The following is a 20,149-nucleotide window of genomic DNA, read 5'->3' as shown; positions in this document are numbered from 1 at the left end:
CGGTTGTTTACCTTGTTTTTTATTACTTCGCTTTTTTAAGCTTTTGTTAACAATAATCAGTATTTTGATGTGTAATTTTATAGCTTATAAATAATTAAAACTAAAATGAAAAAACTATTATTAATTTTATTAGCATTTACTACAGTTTATACTGTAAATGCACAGATTGAAACTCCACAACCTAGTCCAAAAGCTAAGTTTGAACAAAAAGTTGGATTAACAGATGTAACTATCGAGTATTCTAGACCAGGTGTTAAAGGGCGTAAAGTTTTTGGAGACTTGGAAAGTTTTGGAACAATTTGGAGAACAGGTGCTAATGAGAATACTATAATTACCTTTAGCGATGATATAAAGATTGCAGGTAAAAGAGTTAAAGCTGGTTCTTATGCCTTATTTACTCGATTAATTTCAGCAACAGAATGGGAGTTTCTTTTTTATAATGACACAAGCAATTGGGGAACTCCAAAAAAATGGGATGATACCAAAGTTGTAGCATCTGCGAAAGTAGTTGTTGAACCTATTCCTTTTGTAGTAGAAACTTTTACTATTGATATTAACAATATTACAAATAATGGAGCAACTTTAGAACTTCTTTGGGAGAATTCTTATGCGGCTTTACCATTTACAGTTCCTACTGAAGAAATTGTTTTAGCAGGTATTGATAAAGTAATGAATGGTCCAGGCGAAGGAGATTACTATGCAGCGGCAGCATACTACTTAGCTGAAGGGAAAGACATGAAACAAGCTACAGAATGGATTGATAAAGCTGTGGATATGACAAAAGGGAAACCTCGTTTTTATTATTTACGTAGACAAGCATTAATTCATGCAGCAAACGGAGATAAGGAAGGTGCAATTAAAGCAGCTAAACAATCTTTAATTCTTTCTAAAGAAGCAGGAAATGATGGTTATATCAAAATGAATACGGAATCTCTAAAAGAATGGGGAGCACTATAATTAACTCTATTGATATTTAATTAGAGTCAACTATTTTGAAACAAACAAAGCTCAATGGTGTTATATCGTTGGGCTTTTTTTGTTTCAAAATGTACTATAAGTTTTGTGTGTAATTTATTTAGGCATACAATCTTGGTAGTATGTCATTGTTATTTATGAAGTATTCCAATTTTAGCCATTAAAATTATCTTCATGAATTTTAAAAATATCAGTATAATAAAACTATTTTGAAGAAACCATTTCGGAAAGTTTAGGACGTTACATTATACTAAGTTATACCTACAAATTAAATGCAGGGAAAAGAGCGAAAAAACCGAGAATAGGGTAGATGCTTAATTTTGTAGCTGGTTGAGTTTGCTTTTTTAATTCAGAAATAATTTTATAATAAAAAACCCTCAGAATTGAAAATCAATCCTGAGGGTTTTAAAATTTATATATTACTGGTAATTATTTTAAGCTACCAACCATTTCTTCTGGTTTTACCCAAGCATCATAATCTTCGGCTGTAACATAACCTAAATTAACGGCTTCTTCTTTTAAAGTTGTTCCGTTTTTATGAGCTGTATTAGCAATTTCAGCAGATTTGTAGTAACCAATTTTTGTGTTTAAAGCAGTAACAAGCATTAATGAGTTGTTTACTAATTTAGTAATTACTTCTTGGTTTGGTTCAATACCAGAAGCACAGTTTTCTTCAAAACTTTTACAAGCATCACCAATTAATTGTGCCGATTGTAAAAAGTTTGCAGCCATAACAGGTTTAAAAACGTTTAGCTCATAATGGCCTTGCATACCTCCAACAGAAATAGCAACATCGTTACCTATAACTTGAGCGCAAACCATTGTTAAGGCCTCACATTGTGTTGGGTTAACTTTTCCTGGCATAATAGAACTTCCTGGTTCGTTAGCAGGGATTATAATTTCTCCAATACCTGAACGAGGACCAGAAGCCATCATTCTAATATCGTTTGCAATCTTATTTAAAGAAACGGCAAGTTGTTTTAATGCACCGTGTGTTTCAACTATAGCATCATGTGCAGCTAAGGCTTCAAATTTATTTGGAGCAGTTATAAAAGGTAATCCAGTAAAATCTGCAATATATTCGGCAACACGTTTACTATAACCCTTTGGAGTATTTAAACCTGTTCCAACCGCTGTTCCTCCTAAAGCTAATTCGCTTAAGTGTGCTAAAGTGTTTTCTAAAGCTTTTAAGCCGTAATCTAATTGTGCTACATAACCCGAAATTTCTTGTCCTAACGTTAACGGTGTTGCATCCATTAAATGCGTACGTCCAATTTTTACAACGCTTTTAAAAGCTTCAGATTTTTTCTTTAAAGTTTCTCTTAATTGTTTTACTCCAGGAATAGTAGTTTCAACTATTTTTTTATAAGCTGCGATATGCATTCCAGTAGGGAAGGTATCGTTAGATGATTGTGATTTGTTTACATCATCATTCGGTTGAATCGTTTTTTCGCCTTCACCAACAACTTTTCCAGCTAATTGGTGTGCTCTATTCGCAATTACTTCGTTAGCATTCATATTACTCTGTGTACCAGAACCCGTTTGCCAAATAACTAACGGAAATTGGTCGTCGAGCTTGCCTTCTAAAATTTCATCGCAAACTTGTGCAATTAAATCTCTTTTTTCAATATCTAAAACACCTAATTCGCAATTTGTATAAGCGGCAGCTTTTTTTAGATAAGCAAAGCCGTAAACAATTTCTAAGGGCATAGACGCAGAAGGTCCAATTTTAAAGTTATTTCTTGAGCGTTCTGTTTGAGCGCCCCAAAGTTTATCGGCTGGTACTTTTACCTCGCCCATAGTATCTTTTTCTATTCTGTAACTCATGGCAATAATGATTTAATTATGAATTACAAAGTTAATTTATTTAGCCGTTTTATCCTTTTAAAAGATGAGTTATTATGCCTAATTTTTAACAAATTGATAAGATTTAAAATTATTTGTCTCGTTAAAAATTAATTATCTTTATAATGAATTTAAATAGTGATTAATTTTAAACCAAAACAGAAATGGCAACAATTAGATTAGGAGATGAAGCTCCAAATTTTACAGCAGAAACATCTGAAGGAACAATTAATTTTCATGAATGGTTAGGTGATAGTTGGGGAATATTATTTTCGCATCCAGCAGATTATACACCTGTTTGTACTACCGAGTTAGGAACCGTTGCAAGATATACAGATGAGTTTAAAAAGCGTAATGTAAAAGTTGTAGCATTAAGTGTAGATGGTGTAGAATCTCACCGAGGATGGATTAAAGATATTAATGAAACACAAAATACAACTGTTAACTTTCCAATTATTGCAGATGAAGATGGAAAGGTTTCTGAACTTTATGATATGATTCACCCAAACTCAGATAGTAAGCTTACCGTGCGATCGGTTTTTGTAATTGATAATAATAAGAAGGTGAAATTGATAATTACTTATCCTGCTTCTACTGGTAGAAATTTTGACGAATTATTGAGGGTTATCGATTCTCTTCAGCTAACGGCTTATTATAAAGTGGCAACTCCAGCAAACTGGAAAAATGGTGATGATTGTGTAGTTGTGCCCGCAATTGCAACTGCAGATATTCCTTCTGTTTTTCCAAAAGGATTTAAGGAAGTCAAACCTTATTTACGTATGACGCCGCAACCTAATTTAGATTAGTGAATAACCTGTTGATAAATGTTAACATTGTTATTGGAAAACAAAATGGTTTATATTATATTTGTGGCATATTTATAAAAGACACCAACAATTATGTTTGATTTTGATCAATATTTAGGCTTTTTAGCATTTTTAGGAATATTAACTTTAGGGTTTTGGTTAATGATTTTCTTAATAACCTTTGTAGTCCCTTACTGGATTGGAGGTGCTTTAATTGAAAGAATAAAAGAAATTAAAGAAGAAAAGAAAGCAAAACGATTAAATGCTTAAAATTTAATTGAAAATATATTTACAAAAAAGGTAGCTCAACGAGCTACCTTTTTTGTTTGAATTATTTAATTCTTACAAATAAAAAAACCTCAAAATAATTTTTGAGGTTTTTTTATTATCAGGTTTTAAGTAATGCATATTACATTTCCATACTGTCGCCACCTTCTCCACGGCCTCCAGAACGTTCTTGTTTCTTTTGTTGGTTAAAACGGTAGGTAAACGATAAATTGTAAGTTGTACCACCTCTAAATTGAATTTCTTGGTATGCTGTAAAAGTATCTGTGGTGATATCATTTCTGTGAACACCAGAGTTAAATACATCTCTAACATTAAAGGCTATCGATGCCTTATCTTTTAAAATATCTTTACTAAGCGCTGTGTTAACTGTTCCGCTTCCTTGTCTATCGTTTTGTGAGTCTTCACTAGGACCTCGATAATTTAAGTTTGTTTGCCAATCTATAGCATATGGAAGTGTTAGCTTGTTTGTTAAACGCGCATTCCAGGTTACATTGTTTGCTGTTAAGTCAATATCCTCAAAGCTACCATCTCGTTCTAATTTGTAAATATTAAAATCGGTATTTACACGCCATTTTCTTGATGGGCTAAAGTTTAAGTTAAACTCAAAACCATAGCGATTATCGGTAGCTAAATTAACAGGGCCTCGCTGAATAACATCAAATGTTTCACCATTTATCTCAACACTTTCTCCATTCTTTCTACTCACAAAAGACATAACATCTGTTGAGTTTGAATAATAAATAGATGAGCTTAAAGTGAATTTTCCAAATCTATTTAAATATCCAATATCAAAAACACTAGAGTACGTTGGGTTCAAATCTGGATTTCCTTGAAAAACATTAGTTAAACTTGATCGAGAAGGGAAGGGGTTAAGCATAAAACCACGTGGTCTGCGTAATCGTCGGTTATAACCAATCGTCATACTTTCATCGTCGCTAAACTTATAACTTACGTTTACCGTAGGAAATAGGCCTGTTAAGTTTTTTCTTTTAAAATCGCCCGAAGTAGGCTGGTCTAGCGTGGTTTTAGTGTTTTCCAAACGTAGACCTAACAAATATGAAAAATCATCAATTTTACTTCCAAACTGAAAATAAGCAGCATTTAAATATTGTTTAAAATTAAATACGTTAGATAGGTTGGTGTTTAATTCAAATGCACCAGAATCGTTAAGTAATGAAACTTGATAATCTGTATCTGTAGTGCTAAAATCTCCACGGTATCCCATTTCAATCTGGCTATTATCACCTAAAGGTAAAACATAATCGGTTTGCAGTAATACTTGTTGTTCATCTTCCAAAGTTTGTAAAATATCGGTATCGATACCATCATTATTAATTAATGAATATTCATCATCATTCGATTTTTCAAATTGAAAATCGAAAGAAAATTTATGTCCGTCTGTTTTAAAATCTTTTGTAAAATTTAAAGCATATTGAAAGGTACCACTATCGCTATTCTCAGGGTCTTTCCTTACACTTTTTGAAGTGGTATTGTTTTCTTTATTTAGAGATAAAAGGTTGTTTACGGAGTTGTTTTCGCTGCTATTGTCGCTAAAAACAATGGAGTTTGTTATCGATGCAGAGTCGGTAATATACCATTCAATACCAGTGTTTGTTGTAATACCTTTTCTGGTATCATTCCAGTTCCTTTTTTCATCTAAATCGGGTTTAGTAATATCAAAATTTTTCACATCGTTATACCACCTACCAACACTTTCTGTGTACCTGTATGATGTGGTATTAAAAATATTTACATTACCCGTTCTATAATTAATATTCCCCGAAATTCCAGCGGCATCAGGATTTCCAACGTTAGTCGTTATAGAACCGTTAAAACCTAAGAGTTTACTACGGCGTAAAATAATATTGATAATTCCTCCAGTTCCTTCAGCTTCATATCTTGCCGATGGCGAAGTTATAACTTCTACTTTTTCAATAGCATCAGCAGGTAATTGTTGTAAAGCTTCCGCTGAATTTAAGCCTACTAGTCCCGATGGTTTTCCGTTTATTAAAATGCGTACATTATCGTTTCCGCGTAAAGCAACACTCCCTTCAGCATCTACAGAAACCGATGGTACATTGTCAAGAACATCACTAACCGATCCACCGCTTACGGTTAAATCTTTACCAACGTTATATATTTTTTTATCGAGCTTAATTTCAACAGTGGTACGTTCTGCTATTATTTCAACTTCACCTAAAGATTCTGTATCGATTTCTAAAGAATAAGATCCAATATTTTCCGATTTACTAATTTGTTTATCAGCAATAGTAATCGTTTTAAACGAAATATATTCGATAGTAATATTGTAAAAACCAACAGGAACTGGGATAGAAAAATTTCCTTTTAAATCGGTAATCCCACCCGTTTCCATTTTATTTGCCTTTTTATTGAAGAAAGCTATTGTTGCGTATTCTAGAGGTTGGTTGGTTTCTTTATCTATTACTTTTCCACTAATTGTAACTTCTTTTTGTGCGATTACAAATAATGAAAATAGGCTGAAAATTGTAAATAAAAATAATTGTTTTACCATAAAGGTCTATTAATTGGTTGAAAAAATTAGACTGCAAATTTATGAGTTGGTTTAACTTGTTTCAGTTAAAGCTTTGTTAATTAACATGACTAAAATTAACGTCTGCGGAAGAGGAAAGCTTATATTGAAGCTGCAGGACAAAATATTATGTTTTTTTTATTCCGTTGTAAACATTTGGATTATGTTTTTCCATATAAAACTCAGGATTAGGTAATTCTGTAAATCCAAATTTTTTATAAAGCCATTCTGCTGTATCTGTTAATAAAATCCATCGTCTTAATCCTTGAAGATTTGGGTGATTCATGATTTCATTTATAAGCCATTTGCTCAACCCTTTTCCTCTATATTCCTTTAGAACAAAAACATCTCCTAAATATGCAATGGTTGAATAGTCTGAAATTATTCGAGCATATCCTATTTGTTGATTTTTGTAATAAAGCCCAAAATTTAAAGAGTTTTCAAAAGATGTTTTTAAGGTGGTTAGTGGAATCCCGTTACTCCAGTCGGTTTCGTTTGCAAGGAATTTGTGAATAACAGCAACGTCAAGTTTATTCTTGTCGGTTGAAACGGTGTATTCGTTTTTATGAACTTCTATGATTTCCAAATTAGTATTTTATTACAATTTCACATATAATCTTTAGTGAATCCTAACTAAACAATATCAACAATCAAGCTTGGTGGTCTTCCAATAACAGCCTTCTTTCCATTAACAACAATTGGGCGTTCAATAAGCTTCGGGTTTTGCACCATGGCATCAATAACTTCGGTATCAGTTAAGTCTTTACCTTTAAAATCACTTTTCCAAATGGCTTCGTTTTTTCTAACTAATTCTATAGGTTTTATTTTTAAAAGACTTATTATTTCTTCTAACGCTTCCGCGGAAAGGGTATCGTCCAAATATTTTACAATCTCGAATGGTTTTCCCGAGTTTTCTAGAATTTCTAGACCTTGTCTCGATTTTGAGCAACGTGGATTATGATAAATTTTTGTCATTTTAATTAAATGTTTTTTGTTTAAAATTAAACCTACCAAGCTTTTAAGCCTAATAGGTTTTTTTAATTATATTTTACAGTTGCCCATCATCTTCAACCTTTTGTCCCATCATCATTAAATAGGCCTTTAAAAAGCTGTCTATATTACCATCCATCACGGCATCTACATTCCCGGTTTCGTGTGCTGTACGTACATCTTTCACTAATTTATAAGGATGCATCACGTAGTTTCTAATTTGGCTTCCCCATTCAATTTTCATTTTTCCAGCTTCAATATCATCACGCTGTGCCAATTGTTTTTGAAGTTCAATTTCATACAATTGCGATTTAAGCATTTGCATAGCACGCGATCTATTATCGTGTTGAGAACGTGTTTCAGAACATTGAATTTGAATTCCTGAAGGTTTATGCAACAACTGAACTTTGGTTTCAACTTTATTTACATTTTGTCCACCAGCACCACTAGATCGTGCCGTTGTAATCTCGATATCGGCAGGGTTTATTTCAACTTCAATAGTATCATCAACAAGGGGGTATACGTAAACCGAAGCAAAACTGGTATGGCGTTTGGCATTACTATCAAACGGAGAAATACGTACTAATCTGTGTACGCCATTTTCACCTTTTAGCCAACCAAAAGCAAAGTCACCTTCAATTTCTAGCGTTACAGTTTTTATACCAGCAACATCACCTTCTTGAAAGTTAAGTTCCTTCACCTTAAAACCACTTTTTTCTGCATACATTAAGTACATACGCATAAGCATACTTGCCCAGTCGCAACTTTCTGTTCCGCCGGCACCGGCTGTAATTTGTAGTACAGCACTAAGGCTATCTCCTTCTTCCGAGAGCATGTTTTTAAACTCAATATCTTCTAGCTGGGTTGCTAATAAATTGTATTGCGTTTCTACATCTTCGGCCGTGGCTTCATCTTCCTTATAGAATTCGTATAAAACCTCAAGGTCTTCGTATCGCGTTTTTGCTGTTTTGTAATCTCCCACCCATTTTTTCTTCACACGGAGTGATTTCATTATAATTTCTGCAGCTTTAGAGTCGTTCCAGAAATTGGGGTCGAAAGTTTGTTCTTCTTCGTTTTGTATTTCTATCAGTTTGGCGTCTATGTCAAAGATAGTGCCTAAGTTTATCGAGGCGGGTATTTAGATCTTTAATTTGATCGGAAGTTATCATGTATAATTTTATTTGAAACAAAAATAAGATTTCTTTACCCCAGCAGAAAACAATTCTGAATATAATTTTATAGCTTTATACACAAATTAAAGATATGATTATTGATCTAAGAAGTGATACCGTTACAAAGCCATCAAAACCCATGTTAGAGGCCATGATGCAAGCATCTGTAGGCGATGATGTGTTTAGAGAAGATCCAACAGTAAACGAACTTGAAAGCCGAATAGCAAAAATGTTTGGTAAGGAAACTGCAATGTTTTTTCCGAGTGGTACCATGGCAAACCAAACAGCTATAAAATTGCATACCAATCCTGGAGACCAAGTAATTTGCGATAAATATGCTCATATTTTTAACTACGAATCTGGTGGAGCATCCTTTAATAGTGGAGTGTCTTGTAATTTATTAGATATAAATAACGGCATGTTTACGGCAAGTGATGTTTTGACAACCATAAATCCAGAAGCTTATTATTATAGTAAAACGAGTTTAGTAGAAATTGAAAATACGGCAAATAGACGTGGAGGTTCATGTTGGGATTTTAATGAAATACAGAAAATTAGAAAAGTTTGCGATGAAAATAACCTAGGATTTCATTTAGATGGTGCACGTTTATGGCATGCTTTAGTTGAAAAAAATGAAACTACGGAGCAATATGGAAAAGTGTTCGATACCATTTCTGTGTGTTTAAGTAAAGGTTTAGGTTGTCCTGTTGGTTCCGTTTTAGTTGGTGACGGAGTTATTATGCAAAACGCTATTAGAATCCGTAAAATATTTGGTGGAAACATGCGCCAGGCCGGGTATTTAGCTGCGGCAGGTTTGTATGCCTTGGATAATAATATTGAAAGATTGGCTGAAGATCATAAAAAAGCAAAAGAAATTGGAGCTGTTTTAGGTGATCTTTCAATTGTTAAATCTGTAGAACCTATAGAAACGAATATCGTAATATTTGAACTAATTGGTGGAGCGGACGAAAATGAATTCACTCAAAAATTAGCCGATAAAAACATCCATATTATAGGTATGGGCGGTAATAAATTACGTATGGTTACGCATTTGGATTACACCAATGTTATGCACGATAAACTTTTGAGTGAATTAAGAAAATTTTAAATTTACTTAAACATATCCATTCCAGGAATATTAGGCATTCCATCTTTTGCAGCTGCAGCAAGTTCAGCTTCATTAATTTGGGTTGCCTTTTCAATAGCCTTATTTAGTGTTAAAACAAGGTAATCTTCAAGTTGTTCCTTATCTTTTAATAACTCATCGTCTATATCAATAGATTTAATAGTTCTATTGGCCGTTAAAGTAATTTTAAGTTTATTATCGTTACTAGCTTCATCAACTAAAACGGTATTTAAACGTTCTTTTGTTTCTTCTACTTTTTTCTTGGCTTCTTTGAGTTTGCTCATCATGCCCATCATATCTCCAAACATATTTTTATATTTTTTAAGGGGGTTGGTAAATGCAAATTTATCAAATACTAAGCCAATTTATTGTATTTTAAACGAAAAATGAAAATAGCAACCATTCTTTTAAGCGTAAGTTTTACTTTTGCCGCTTCGTGTAAAAATATAAATATGAGTAAATCTATAAATGAAGTAACTATTCCTTCAGCTAAAAAAATATCGAAAACATTAGAAATGCATAATGATGTTAGAATCGATAATTATTATTGGTTAAACGATCGTGAAAATCCTGAGGTTATTGATTATTTAAATGCTGAGAATGATTATACAAAGGCATTAATGAAGCATACAGAGGGGTTTCAGAAGGATTTATTTGAAGAAATGAAGGGGAGAATTAAAGAAGACGACTCATCATTACCATATAAATTAAACGACTATTGGTACATTACGCGTTACGAAACAGGAAAAGATTACCCTATTTATTTGCGTAAAAAAGAAAGTTTAGATGCTAAAGAAGAAATTCTATTCGATTGTAATGAAATGGCAAAAGATCATTCATACTTTAGTTTAGGAGGTATTTCCATAAGTCCAGATAATAAAATGGCAGCTTTTTCTACCGATACTGTCAGTAGAAGGCAATATACGGTTCAAATTAAAAACCTTGAAACCGGTGCTATTTTAGATGATAAAATTTTAAATACTACTGGAAGTGCTACATGGGCAAACGATAATAAAACGTTGTTTTATACCATGAAGGATGAGATAACTTTGCGTTCTCATAAAATATTTAAGCATAAATTAAGTAGTGATTCCACAGATGATGTTGAGGTTTATCATGAAGCCGATGAGACCTTTAATACCTTTGTTTATAAAACTAAATCTAAAAAATATATTATCATTGGTTCGTCGAGTACATTATCTTCGGAATATCAAATTTTAAGTGCCGATACTCCTGATGCTGCATTCAAAATATTTCAAGAAAGAACAGACGATATGGAATATAGTATCGCTCATTATGATGATGCTTTTTATATTATTTCTAATTGCGATGGTGCTACAAACTTCAAGCTATTAAAAACGAGTGAAACAGCTACAGAGAAAGAAAATTGGAAAGATTTACTGCCTCATAGAAAAGATGTTTTATTAGAGGATATTGAGATTTTTAAAGATTATTTAGTTGTTAATGAACGTGAAAACGGATTAAACAACATCCGAATAATAAGCTGGGATGGTAGTGAAGATTATTACTTACCTTTCAATTCTGAAACTTATACATCTTACATTGGTAATAATCCAGATTTTGATAGTGATGTTATGCGTTATGGTTTTAATTCGTTAACCAACCCGAGTTCGGTAATGGATTATAACTTCAAGACCAAAACTAGTGAAATTAAAAAAGAACAAGAGGTTTTAGGCGGGAAGTTTAATAAGGAAAACTACGAATCTAAGCGTGTTTGGGCAACCGCTCGCGATGGTGTAAAAGTGCCAATTTCTTTAGTTTATAAAAAAGGAATTAAATTGGATGGAACAAATCCATTATTGCAATATGCTTACGGTTCTTATGGTTCAACCATAGATCCTTCGTTTTCTACCATTCGTTTAAGCTTGCTAGATCGAGGTTTTGTTTATGCTATTTCGCATATTAGAGGTGGTGAATATTTAGGTCGCAATTGGTACGAAACAGGAAAACTGCTAACCAAGAAAAATACATTTACAGATTTTATAGATTGTTCTAAATTCTTAATTGAAGAAAATTATACGTCAAACAAACATTTATATGCTTACGGCGGTTCTGCTGGTGGTTTGCTAATGGGAGCAATAATTAATATGAATCCAGAATTGTACAACGGTGTTTTAGCGGCTGTGCCATTTGTAGATGTGGTTACTACTATGCTAGACGACTCTATACCTTTAACTACTGGAGAGTATGACGAGTGGGGAAACCCAAATAATGAGACTTATTACCATTACATGAAATCGTATTCACCTTATGATAATGTAGAGGCTAAAAACTATCCGAATATGTTGGTTACAACTGGTTTACACGATTCTCAAGTGCAATATTGGGAGCCAGCAAAGTGGGTTGCGAAGCTTAGAGAATTAAAAACAGACACGAATAAATTACTGCTTCAAACGGATATGGAATCGGGGCATGGAGGGGCTTCTGGGCGTTTTGAAAGTCTTAAAGAAGTTGCTCTAGAATACGCGTTTTTGCTAGATTTGGAAGGAATTAACCGCTAATAAAAAAAAATGTCTTATTTTTGTCAAGTTTTGAGAAGTTTTGATTTATAAAATTAGAGCAACTTGTAAAATGAATTTATGAAACACAGAAATCAAGTATTTGATAATGTATTAGAGTTAGTTGGCAATACTCCTTTAGTAAAGCTAAATAGAATAACCTCTAAGTTCGAAGGAGATTTTTACGCTAAAGTAGAATGTTTTAACCCAGGGCAATCATCAAAAGATAGAATAGCACTTTACATTATAGAACAAGCCGAGAAAGAAGGTGTTTTAAAACCAGGCGATACTATTGTAGAAACAACCTCTGGAAACACCGGTTTTAGTATTGCGATGGTAAGTATCATTAAAGGATACGAATGTATTTTGGCGGTAAGTTCAAAGTCTTCTCCAGATAAAATTGATATGTTACGTACCATGGGCGCTAAGGTTTATGTTTGTCCAGCGCATGTTAGTGCAGACGATCCAAGATCTTACTATCAAGTTGCAAAACGTATTCATGAAGAATTAAAAGGTTCAGTTTACATTAATCAATATTTTAATCAATTAAATATTGATGCACATTATAATTCTACAGGTCCGGAAATTTGGAAACAAACAGAAGGAGAAATAACGCATTTAGTCGCTTGTAGTGGAACAGGAGGAACTATTTCCGGAACAGCAAAATACTTAAAAGAGCAAAATCCTAACATAAAAGTGATAGGTGTTGATGCTTTTGGTTCGGTACTTAAAAAATACCACGAAACTAGAGAATTCGACGAAAAGGAAATTTATCCTTATCGAATAGAAGGTTTAGGTAAAAATTTAATACCAGGTGCTACAGATTTCGATATTATAGATGAATTTGTAAAAGTAACCGATGAAGAAAGTGCTCATACTGCTAGAGAAATAGCTAGAACAGAAGGTTTGTTTGTAGGTTATACATCTGGAGCTGCTACACAGGCTATTAAGCAATTGGGTGAGCAAGGCGAGTTTAAAGAAGGAGATAAAATTGTTGTTATTTATCCGGATCACGGTTCTCGATATATGAGTAAAGTGTATAGCGATAAGTGGATGAGTGATCAAGGGTTTTTCGATTCGCAAAATGAAGCAGCAGCGCAGAGCATACAATACATAAAATAATTAAGAATATTATAACATATTATATGTCCATATTTTACTAAATTGTGAAATATGGACTTTTTTTATGCTTCGAAAAATCGATATAGATGATTTTTTTAACTTTATTGTCTATATTTCGTAAATGCATGGTAAAAAATTATGTTCAATGCATATAAATATTTAATTTTGCAGCTACTAACTAAAACAAAAGCATTCTTTATTCTTTCATAAGCAACTTATATTGTTTGTGTTCCTAAAAAGCAGTTTTATTCTAGTTGGAGTTATATCTCAAGTTTAATAGCAATACCAATTTATAATAGATGAAGGATTTATTTGAAAAGATTTATAAAGACAAAGGACCACTAGGAAAGTGGGCGTCTCAGGCTGAAGGTTATTTTGTGTTTCCAAAATTGGAAGGTGAAATTTCTAATAGAATGAAGTTTCAAGGAAAAGACGTAATCACTTGGAGTATTAATGACTACTTAGGTTTAGCCAATCACCCAGAAGTACGTAAAGTAGATGCTGAGGCAGCTGCACAATACGGTTCTGCTTATCCAATGGGAGCTAGAATGATGTCTGGCCACACTGATTTACACGAAAAACTTCAAAATGAATTGGCATCTTTTGTAAGTAAAGAAGCAGCATATTTATTAAACTTTGGATATCAAGGTATGGTATCTACTATCGATGCTTTAGTGTCTAAACATGATATTATTGTTTATGATGTTGATGCTCACGCTTGTATTATTGATGGTGTACGTTTACACATGGGGAAACGTTTTACATATAAACATAATGATGTAGCTAGTTTAGAGAAAAATTTAGAGCGTGCTACTAAAATGGCAGAACAAACAGGCGGAGGAATTTTAGTGATTTCTGAAGGTGTTTTTGGAATGCGTGGTGAACAAGGTCGTTTAAAAGAAATTGTAGCTCTTAAAAAGAAATTTAATTTCAGATTATTTGTTGATGATGCTCATGGTTTTGGAACTTTAGGGAAAACAGGAGCAGGAACAGGTGAAGAACAAGGTGTGCAAGATGATATTGATGTATATTTTGCAACATTTGCTAAATCTTTAGCTAGTACAGGTGCTTTTATTGCCGGTGATAAAGAAATAATCGATTATTTAAAATATAATTTACGTTCTCAAATGTTTGCAAAATCTTTGCAAATGCAATTAGTAGCTGGAGCTCTTAAGCGTTTAGATATGCTTAAAACAATGCCAGAACTTAAAGCTAAACTTTGGGAAAATGTAAATGCATTACAATCTGGTTTAAAAGCAAGAGGTTTCGATATCGGTACAACGCAAAGTTGTGTAACGCCAGTATATCTAAAAGGAAGTATTCCAGAAGCCATGGCTTTAGTTAAGGATTTACGTGAAAACTATGGTGTTTTCTGTTCTATAGTAGTGTATCCTGTAATTCCAAAAGGACTAATTTTATTAAGATTAATTCCTACGGCAACACATACTTTGGAAGATGTAACTGAGACTTTAAATGCATTTGATGCTATTAGAGAGCGTTTAGAAAATGGAACGTACAAACGTTTATCTGCTTCTGTTATGGCAGCAATGGGCGAATAATTACAATAAAATATATTAAAAAAACCGATTCAATTTTAATTGAATCGGTTTTTTTATTTTTATAACTAAAGTTTTAAAGTAGCTTTTTATACGTTTTTCTTCGTTTGTAAACCACAGGATCAAAATGCTTCCATATTTGGTGGATGGCATGATTATCTTCTAATTCTGGCGTTCTAAAACAAGTCTCAATACCCTTTTCTTTAAACGTTTCGTAATATTCGTTAAAAATTACGGCATGTACACCTTTGTTTTGGTAGTCTGGATGAATTCCTATTAAATAGAAAATAACATCTTTACTATTCTTTTTGGCATTCAAAATATGGCGGAAACCAAAAGGAAAAAGTTTACCATTCATCTTTTTTAAAGCTTTTGCAAAGGCTGGCATTACAATGGCAAAACCAACTAGTTTATCATCTTTATCAACTACAAATTTGATATATTCTGGATTAACAAAACTTATAAATTTCTTCTTAAAATATGCTTTTTGAATATCATTTATCGCAACAAACGATGATAATGAAGCGTAGCTTTCGTTAAATAAATCGAACATTTTATCAACATAAGGCATTACTTCACTCGTTTTAGTGAACTTTAAAGCTTTTAGTTGATAACGTCTTTTTATAAGTTCTTGTGCTTTTTTAAAGAATTCTGGCTTAACGTTTTCAAAGGGGAAACGACTTTCAGAATAAGATTTTTCTATCTCAAAACCGGCAGCTTCGTAATGTTTTACATAATAGGCATGATTATACCAGGTAACCATAGGAGCGATGCTCTCAAAGCCTTCTGTCATAACACCTACTTTATCTAAATTAGAGAATCCGACAGGACCTTCAGTATATTCTAAATTTTTACTTTTTCCTATTTCAGAAACCTTGTTAAGTAAAATCTTAGAAACCTCTAAATCGTCAATAAAATCGAACCAACCAAAACGCATTTTTTTTATGTTTTGATCTTCTATTTCTAAATTGTTAGTAATTGCAGCTATTCGTCCAACAATATTATTGTTTTTGTATGCTAAGAATAACTGAGCTTCGGCATCTTTGAAAACAGGATTTTCATTTTTATCAAATGTTTTTACTTCCTGACTAATTATCGGAGGTGTCCAGTATTCACAATCTTTGTACAATGTAAAAGGGAATTTTACAAATGCTTTTAGATCTTTTTTAGTTTTTACTTCTTTTAGTGTAATCATATGCTTTTATACTAAATTTCTCCGATTAATCTTCAAAATCTATAGCGTCACGTTTTTGTTTTTTTGTTTCTTCTTTAGTACTTTTTTTACCACTCTTTTTCTTCTTCTTACTTCCTTTTCGTTTCATGGAATCTTCAACGGATGTGCCATTGTCCATTTCTTTGTCTTTATGAAAATCTAATCGGTAAGACATCCCAAAATTCACACTAAAAACGGATGGTGTGTCTTTAGTATTAAAGGTTAATGCTGTATCTAATTGAAAATCTTTGCCCCACAAATAAGCGCCACCAAATCTAAACAAATTATCGGCATAATAATCACTTTTAATAGCTTGAGTTTCTCCAAAAACAACCCACTGCGGACTAAAAGAATGTGTTAAGGTTAATATATATTGAAAGTCCGATTGCTCTGTGCCAATACGATCTTTAATTAAATTCATTACAAAAACCCAACCTCCAGAAAAATTATTTTGGGTAGCAATCATCACTTTAGGGCTAACTCCTTCTATGGCATCGGCTGTATAAGGATTGTCTGGCGTATCGAAATTTGCACCAGCATAAACCGCTATTGCAGGAATTAAAGACTTCCATTTAAATCTGTGGTTAGCTTTCCAACTGAATAAATTAGGCTTGTCTTCTTCAGCATTTTTATAAGGATCATATACTAAATATTTGGCACCAAGTGTTAGGTATTTAAAATTTGAACGTCGGTCTTTATTAGATAAATCTGTCGAAAAAGATTTGTTATCACTTTGATAGTTTCCTTCAAAATTAAGTTCCAATGGTTCCCATAATAATCCGTAACGTATAGCAAAATCTGCTCCAAAACCTGAAACTTTATAACCAATTGCCGGCGTACGTTCTTCTTCAATAATGTATGGGCCAACTTCAAATTGCGCTACGTTTGTTCCTACAGAAAAGGCACTTCGCGAAACGCCTGGTCGATTAGAATTTATAACATCGGTATATTGGCAAAAAGCTTGAGTTGAAACAAAACTTAGTAGGATAATTAAAATCGATTTGATGGCTTTCATATTTGAAATTTTTAACGCATTCTTAGTGTGCGTGGATTTTATATTTTAATGTGCTAATGATAAAGGGTTGTCAAATATAGATATTTTATATATTTTTTATCATTTTTCAATGTTTTTTAAACGTATAGAATTGTATTTTTGTTGTTAGTTTTAATCAAAAGTTTCAGTTATGGGTTTATTAAGAACCATATTTATAATTGTTTTAGTTTATTATTTATTCAAAGTGCTTTCAAGAATATTTGCGCCTTTTTTGATGAAGTTTGCCGTAAAAAAAGCTGAAGAGCGATTTGGTGGTCAGTTTCAAAAGAAGCAGCAAGAGCCTGTTAAAGAGGAAGGGAAGGTTACTATTGATAAAATTCCGAATATAAAAACATCCAATAAAGATGTTGGTGATTACGTGGATTATGAAGAAGTCGATTAAGGTGAATTCTTTTTTTTATTTCCGCGAAAGCGTTAATTTTTTAAAATAAAAGATAAACTTCGATGCTAAGAAAATAATAACTAATTTTCACATTCATTGTTATAAAATACTTTCATGCAATTTACAATTAAACGCATACTTCCACATATCTTAGTTCTTTTAGGGTTTGTAATATTATCATTGGCCTATTTTAGCCCTGTTTTACAAGGTAAAGAAATCTATCAAAGTGATATTGTTCAGTTTATTGGCATGAGCAAGCAACAAAAAGATTTTAAAGCACAAACTGGAGAAGAAACCTATTGGACAAACGGAGCCTTTGCTGGTATGCCAACGTACCAATTGGGAGCCAAATACCCACATAATTACATTAAAAAAATAGATTTGGCACTGCGCTTTTTACCTCGCCCAGCTGATTATTTATTTCTTTATTTATTAGGTTTTTACGTTTTGTTATTAGTACTAAAAGTCGATTTTAAGCTCGCTGTGCTTGGAGCTATAGCCTTTGGGTTTTCAACTTATTTAATCATTATTTTGGGAGTTGGGCACAATAGTAAAGCACATGCTATAGCATACATGCCTTTGGTACTAAGCGGTATTATACTCACGTTTAGGAGGAAATATATAGCAGGTTTTTTGCTTACGGTATTGGCAATGGGTTTAGAAATTGTGTCGAATCATTTTCAAATGACTTATTATTTAATGCTGTTGGTGCTTATTTTGGGACTCGCTTATTTAGTAGATGCTTATAATAAACAAGCATTACCTCATTTTTTTAAATCCGTAGGTATTTTGTTTGCAGCTGTTATTCTTTCTATTGCCTTAAACGCAACTAGCGTTATGGCTACAAATGAATATGTAAAGGAAAGTACCAGAGGAAAAACCGAACTAACGATTAATGCCGATGGTTCTCCAAAAGCAGTTTCAAACGGATTAGATAAAGATTATATCACGCAGTTTAGTTATGGTTTTGCTGAAACATTTAACCTGTTTATTCCTCGGTTTATGGGTGGTGGTAATGGTGAAAATGTTGGAAAAGATTCAGCTACTTATGAAGCTTTTAGAAAATTAGGAGCTACAACAACACAAGCTGCCGAAGAAGCTAAACATGCACCATTATATTGGGGAGATCAACCCATAGTGGAAGCGCCAGCTTATGTAGGTGCGGTTATTTTATTTCTATTTGTATTCGCTTTGTTTTTGGTAAAAGGGCGTTTAAAATGGTGGCTTGTTGGTGGAACATTATTTTCTTTATTGTTGTCTTACGGAAAGAATTTAGGCTTTCTAACTAACTTTTTTATTGATTATGTACCACTTTACAACAAGTTTAGAGCGGTAACTTCGATACAAGTTTTATTAGAATTGTGTATTCCTGTTTTAGGCGTTTTTGGTTTAGTACGCTTGTTTAATAAATATGAGAAGGAAGATGAAAAGCTAAAGGCGTTAAAATATGCCACAATAATTACAGGCGGTTTAGCTCTTTTGTTTTTAATGTTGAAATCGTCCCTATTTGATTTTGTTGGTATGAATGATGGTTATTATCGTCAGAATTACGGAGCAGAATTTGTGGATGCATTAAAAGAGGATAGAAAGAGTGTTTTTACATCGGACACTTTAAGAAGTTTAGTTTTAGTATTGCTTTCAGCTGGATTAATTTTCGCGTATTTAAAAGGTAAGCTAAAAGAAAATTTATTGGTTGTTGCCTTTGCTGTGCTTTTATTGTTCGATTTAGTTGGGGTTGATAAACGGTATGTAAATAATGACGATTTTGTATCATCAATTAAAATGAATAAACCTTTTGAGGCAAATGCTGTCGATAAAGCTATTTTACAAGATAAAAGTTATTATCGTGTCTACGATTTAGTTTCGGGGCCATCAAAACCATCCTATTTTCATAATTCTATGAATGGTTATAATGCTGCTGAATTAAAACGGTATCGAGAAGTTTTCGATTTTTATATTTCGAAGAACAATATGAATGTGCTAAATATGTTTAACACGAAATATATTATTGCTCAAGGTGAAAAAGGAGAAACATTTCCATACACAAATAGAGATGCAAATGGAGCGGCTTGGTTTGTTAATGATTTGAAAATGGTTAATTCTGCAAACGAAGAGATTAAAGCATTAGATAGTTTAGATAATAAACATATTGCTGTTTTTGCTAAAAGAAGCGATGTGTTAATTCCAACGGAAAGCAAACAATTTACTGTTGATTCTTTGGCTAGTATTAAAATTGTAGAGCAGCAACCTAATTATTTAAAGTATAGCTCTAATAATGCAAATAACGGTTTTGCTGTATTTTCTGAAGTGTATTATGGAAATGGTTGGAAAACATTTATCGATGGAGAAGAAACGCAGCATATACGAGTAAATTACACCTTACGTGGTTTAGAAGTTCCTGCAGGTAAACATGAAATTATATTTAAATTTGATCCAGATGTTGTAAAAACAGGAAGTACCATTGCTCTTGCTAGTTCTGTTTTATTTGGGTTATTATTGCTAGGCGGACTTTTCTACGGATTTAAAAAAGAATAGTTTTTATTTTCGTTT

17 protein-coding genes are annotated in these 20,149 nt (G+C 32.7%); 9 read left to right on the top strand and 8 right to left on the bottom strand.

Annotated features, from left to right (window positions below):
• The first annotated feature begins 105 nt into the window (after positions 1 to 105).
• A complete protein-coding gene (locus GQR97_RS19320; protein ID WP_158851403.1) occupies positions 106 to 957 on the top strand; it encodes a DUF2911 domain-containing protein in 852 nt (283 codons plus the stop codon).
• Positions 958 to 1,404: 447 nt separating this feature from the next.
• Here the strand turns inward: GQR97_RS19320 and fumC are convergent, their stop codons facing one another.
• Positions 1,405 to 2,802, bottom strand: a complete 1,398-nt coding sequence (gene fumC, locus GQR97_RS19315; RefSeq protein WP_158851401.1) for a class II fumarate hydratase — start codon at positions 2,800 to 2,802, stop codon at positions 1,405 to 1,407.
• Positions 2,803 to 2,984: 182 nt separating this feature from the next.
• Here fumC and GQR97_RS19310 point away from each other — a divergent pair, with 182 nt between their 5' ends.
• Complete coding sequence (locus GQR97_RS19310; protein WP_158851399.1) at positions 2,985 to 3,626, top strand: peroxiredoxin; 642 nt, start codon at positions 2,985 to 2,987, stop codon at positions 3,624 to 3,626.
• Positions 3,627 to 3,719: 93 nt separating this feature from the next.
• Positions 3,720 to 3,896, top strand: a complete 177-nt coding sequence (locus GQR97_RS19735) for a hypothetical protein (RefSeq protein WP_199269889.1) — start codon at positions 3,720 to 3,722, stop codon at positions 3,894 to 3,896.
• A gap of 139 nt (positions 3,897 to 4,035) precedes the next feature.
• Here GQR97_RS19735 and GQR97_RS19305 read toward each other — a convergent pair whose 3' ends face one another.
• The 4 genes from GQR97_RS19305 to prfB form a co-directional block, all read right to left on the bottom strand.
• Positions 4,036 to 6,447, bottom strand: coding sequence for an outer membrane beta-barrel family protein (locus GQR97_RS19305; RefSeq protein ID WP_158851397.1), 2,412 nt, complete (start codon positions 6,445 to 6,447; stop codon positions 4,036 to 4,038).
• Positions 6,448 to 6,592: 145 nt separating this feature from the next.
• Positions 6,593 to 7,051, bottom strand: a complete 459-nt coding sequence (locus GQR97_RS19300) for a GNAT family N-acetyltransferase (protein ID WP_158851395.1) — start codon at positions 7,049 to 7,051, stop codon at positions 6,593 to 6,595.
• A gap of 47 nt (positions 7,052 to 7,098) precedes the next feature.
• Complete coding sequence (gene arsC, locus GQR97_RS19295; RefSeq protein ID WP_158851393.1) at positions 7,099 to 7,440, bottom strand: arsenate reductase (glutaredoxin); 342 nt, start codon at positions 7,438 to 7,440, stop codon at positions 7,099 to 7,101.
• A gap of 73 nt (positions 7,441 to 7,513) precedes the next feature.
• Positions 7,514 to 8,624, bottom strand: a protein-coding gene (gene prfB, locus GQR97_RS19290; RefSeq protein ID WP_158851391.1) for a peptide chain release factor 2 whose coding sequence is annotated in 2 segments (ribosomal slippage) — positions 7,514 to 8,560 and positions 8,562 to 8,624 — 1,110 coding nt in all. Because the reading frame shifts where the segments join, the coding sequence is not laid out codon by codon here.
• 94 nt (positions 8,625 to 8,718) lie between these two features.
• On the opposite strand from prfB, the gene GQR97_RS19285 reads away from it, so the two are divergent.
• Complete coding sequence (locus GQR97_RS19285) at positions 8,719 to 9,735, top strand: threonine aldolase family protein (protein WP_158851389.1); 1,017 nt, start codon at positions 8,719 to 8,721, stop codon at positions 9,733 to 9,735.
• A gap of 2 nt (positions 9,736 to 9,737) precedes the next feature.
• On the opposite strand, the gene GQR97_RS19280 is transcribed toward GQR97_RS19285, so the two are convergent.
• Positions 9,738 to 10,061 (bottom strand): YbaB/EbfC family nucleoid-associated protein, encoded by a 324-nt coding sequence (locus GQR97_RS19280; RefSeq protein ID WP_158851387.1) that lies wholly within the window; start codon positions 10,059 to 10,061, stop codon positions 9,738 to 9,740.
• Positions 10,062 to 10,139: 78 nt separating this feature from the next.
• Here GQR97_RS19280 and GQR97_RS19275 point away from each other — a divergent pair, with 78 nt between their 5' ends.
• The 3 genes from GQR97_RS19275 to GQR97_RS19265 all read left to right on the top strand — a co-directional run bounded on the left by GQR97_RS19275 (position 10,140) and on the right by GQR97_RS19265 (position 14,953).
• A complete protein-coding gene (locus GQR97_RS19275) occupies positions 10,140 to 12,275 on the top strand; it encodes a S9 family peptidase (protein ID WP_158851384.1) in 2,136 nt (711 codons plus the stop codon).
• Positions 12,276 to 12,353: 78 nt separating this feature from the next.
• Complete coding sequence (locus GQR97_RS19270) at positions 12,354 to 13,394, top strand: PLP-dependent cysteine synthase family protein (RefSeq protein WP_158851382.1); 1,041 nt, start codon at positions 12,354 to 12,356, stop codon at positions 13,392 to 13,394.
• Between the two features lie 299 nt (positions 13,395 to 13,693).
• Entirely contained in the window at positions 13,694 to 14,953 is a 1,260-nt protein-coding gene (locus tag GQR97_RS19265) for an aminotransferase class I/II-fold pyridoxal phosphate-dependent enzyme (protein ID WP_158851380.1), read from the top strand.
• A gap of 73 nt (positions 14,954 to 15,026) precedes the next feature.
• Here the strand turns inward: GQR97_RS19265 and GQR97_RS19260 are convergent, their stop codons facing one another.
• The gene (locus tag GQR97_RS19260) at positions 15,027 to 16,145 is read right to left on the bottom strand and encodes a GNAT family N-acetyltransferase (protein ID WP_158851378.1); all 1,119 of its coding nucleotides are present in this window, start codon (positions 16,143 to 16,145) and stop codon (positions 15,027 to 15,029) included.
• 25 nt (positions 16,146 to 16,170) lie between these two features.
• Positions 16,171 to 17,178, bottom strand: a complete 1,008-nt coding sequence (locus GQR97_RS19255; RefSeq protein WP_158851376.1) for a transporter — start codon at positions 17,176 to 17,178, stop codon at positions 16,171 to 16,173.
• 169 nt (positions 17,179 to 17,347) lie between these two features.
• Between GQR97_RS19255 and GQR97_RS19250 the strand changes: the two genes are divergently transcribed.
• Both GQR97_RS19250 and GQR97_RS19245 read left to right on the top strand, forming a co-directional pair.
• Entirely contained in the window at positions 17,348 to 17,599 is a 252-nt protein-coding gene (locus GQR97_RS19250; RefSeq protein WP_158851374.1) for a DUF4834 family protein, read from the top strand.
• Between the two features lie 114 nt (positions 17,600 to 17,713).
• Complete coding sequence (locus tag GQR97_RS19245; protein ID WP_158851372.1) at positions 17,714 to 20,134, top strand: YfhO family protein; 2,421 nt, start codon at positions 17,714 to 17,716, stop codon at positions 20,132 to 20,134.
• The last annotated feature ends 15 nt before the right edge of the window (positions 20,135 to 20,149 follow it).

Source organism: Algibacter sp. L1A34, assembly GCF_009796805.1.
Lineage (GTDB): Bacteria > Bacteroidota > Bacteroidia > Flavobacteriales > Flavobacteriaceae > Algibacter.
This window is presented reverse-complemented; position numbering and strand designations above follow the sequence as displayed.